The following is a 2,703-nucleotide window of genomic DNA, read 5'->3' on the forward strand; positions in this document are numbered from 1 at the left end:
AGCGGTAGAGGGCGGGGGGGAGGCGGGATCGGGGGGCGTGCCGCTCGTCCGTGGCCCCCCCCCCCTCCCCCCCCCCACGCCCCCTCCCCCCCCCCCCCCCCCCACCCCCCCCCCCCCCCACGTCTGTTTCCACACCTGGCCCACGGCTCGTCGCACCAGAAACGGGCGAACAAACTTCGTCAGCCGGAGGGCCTTCTACCGTAGTAAGCACCCTCTCGTGCGCGCGCTGAACTTCCGGTTCACACGCGTCACACGATGGAGATCGACCGCACCTGGGTGTTGCCCTTGGTATCGACGTATACCTTGTAATCGCCGACGGTGTAAGTGCCAGCAGCGTTGTTGTCGATGGTGAACGTGGCCGTCACAGGAGACTCGCTGCCGTCGATGTGGGTCTGCTTCACCGTGATGGTCAACTCGTTCGTGTCGCCCTTCAACTTCTTCACCACCGCCGACGGCTTCGCGTCGATGACCGCGTTGGCGACTGTCACGTAGACCGCGTCGGGCGAAGAGAACTCCGCGTTCTTCTGCCCATCACCGAACAGGAAGAAGCCCCGTTGTTCGACGGCCCCGCGCCCCGGGAACGGATCCGGGTTTGAGGCCAAGTACGTCGGATTGACCTTGTACAGGTCCGTCTTGGAATCCGCGAGGACGGCCCGCACCCCGGCGTACGGGGCATCGGTGATCGCGAGGTTGACCGACAGGTAGATGGCGTCGGGGTTGTTGGCCGAGATGCGCGAGGAGAAATACTTGTCCGCACTCTGCCCCGCAGGAACGGCCAGCGGCACGACCTTGTCGCCGACGAGAATGTTGAACTGGAAGTCGCCGTAGCCGCCGGCCACGAACTTCGCCCAAGCCGCGTCCGACATGTAGTCGGGGCGCTCCACCTTGAACTCCAGACGCATCGGCGCCACGTACGTGCTGTTCTGGTACTCGGTGTCGGTCAGGGGCAGGTAGACCCCTCCCGGGGCGTGCCCCAGTGCGAAAGCCGACGCCGTCGGGGTCGAGTTGCCGCGTCCGTTCCACATCGGGATGTTGAACGAGGTGGCGCCGAGCAGGGCCTGGTTGCCCAACTGGCTCGTGCCGACAGCGGCCGACGCGTCCTTGTAGGTTCCGATCGTGACGTCGAGCAGGTCGAGGTCGGCCCGGTCGGCGTTCAGCCCCGGCATGTCCGCCCACATGAACTTGGCACCGGCGGGCCCGGAGTACCGGGCCATCTCCAGCATGCCATCGGCCATGATCTTGGTCATCTGCACTGCCGAGTCGACCTTCATCCGCTCGTTGGCCGTGTGCCACCAGCGCTCGTTACCCGGGATGACGGCGCCGAAGGCGGTCATCTTGTTGCGGAAGCTGCTGGCCAGGGTGCCACCGGTCGTGCCCTGCGGATAGACCACGTCCCGGAGGGAATACGGATCGGGGAACGCCCCCGGGTTGCGGTTGATCGAGGCTTGGTAGCTCCCGAACTGAAGAGCGGTCAGCGGGTTGTCGTGCGTGACGTACAACCCGGCGCCGACGGGCGAGCCGAGGTTGCCGATGGTGAACCCCTTCGCCTGGAAGGCGGCCGTGACCGCCGCCGTCGCATGGCCGGAGTCAGCCGCGGTGACGTGCATGCTGCGCACGTACATCGGCATGCTGAGGCTGCCGGAGGCGTCCGTGTAGAAGCTCGTCGGGGTCTCTGAATTGATGCCGCCCATGAGGGCGAAGGTGAGGTTCGGCGTGCCGTTGCTCGGGTTGCGCAACAGGTTCGCCGGGATGCCCATGTACTTGCCGATATAGGCCTCGCCTTCGACACCGTCGCGGAAGAACAGGTCGGTGATGCCGTCGGCGGCCTTCTTCAGTTGCAGGTCGGCGGCCGTGCTTCCCAGTGCGCCGAGGCCCTGGGAGAGGAGGAACATCCCCCACACGACGGCATTCTTGCCGTACTGCGGGGTCGGCATCTCCATCGCCACATCGGTGTTGATCTCCAGCGTGAGCGAGTCGCCGGTGATCGTGGTCTGCACCTTGGGGGTGGTGCCGGAAGCAGCCGGGAGCCAACCCTTCGTGGTCGCGGCAGCGGTGATCGCCGACACGAACCGGCCGCGCTCGGCGGAGCCGGCCCCCGCCACGTCGAGGGTGAAAATGGCCCGCGAGGCGATCTGCGTGGTGCTGCCGTAGGCGATGTCCTTGAGCGTCGGGTCGCCTTCGCGCAGGGTGACGCCAGCTGTGGCAGCCGTCAGCCGGAAGGCCTTGGTGCTGTCCGCGGACAGGCTCATCGACACCGACGGGGTCACCGATCCGGAGTTGCCGACGATGACCGGGAACCGCGAGTCGGAGGTGTAGGCCGCGATCGGGATCTCCTCGCGGTTCAGGTTCTTGTAGGCCCAGTTGTCGTAGAAACTCGGGTTCGAGTTGTACGGGATGGACTGGAAGGTGGCGGTGTTCGTCGTCGAGGGCGTGCCGGGACCGCCGTCTTCGTAGATTCCCATGACGATGCGGATGCGTCGGTCGAGGGGCAACCCCGCCTCGAGTAGCGCCTTGGCCGCGAGCAGCGTCGCCAGCGTCGGGCCGCTGTCGTCCTGGATGCCCGCCCCGTAGACCCAACCGTCCTGGACATAGGGCGAGTGGTACGCGCCAGGAGTGCCGAGGTTGCCATCGGCGTCCCGCCAGCGCGCCAGCTGGGCCGGCGAAACGGAAGCCGTCGGCGAGTCGAGGTGACTCAACGCCATG

The 2,703-nt window shown here is 66.7% G+C and carries 1 protein-coding gene; it reads right to left on the minus strand.

The genetic code is table 11. The features are described 5' to 3' along the window. Positions 1–248 precede the first annotated feature (248 nt). The coding region (locus tag ACZ6O2_RS36445) for a zinc-binding metallopeptidase family protein (protein ID WP_466026210.1) at positions 249–2,703 on the minus strand (2,455 nt) is incomplete at its 5' end.

The organism is Micromonospora sp. NPDC048040 (genome assembly GCF_055587185.1).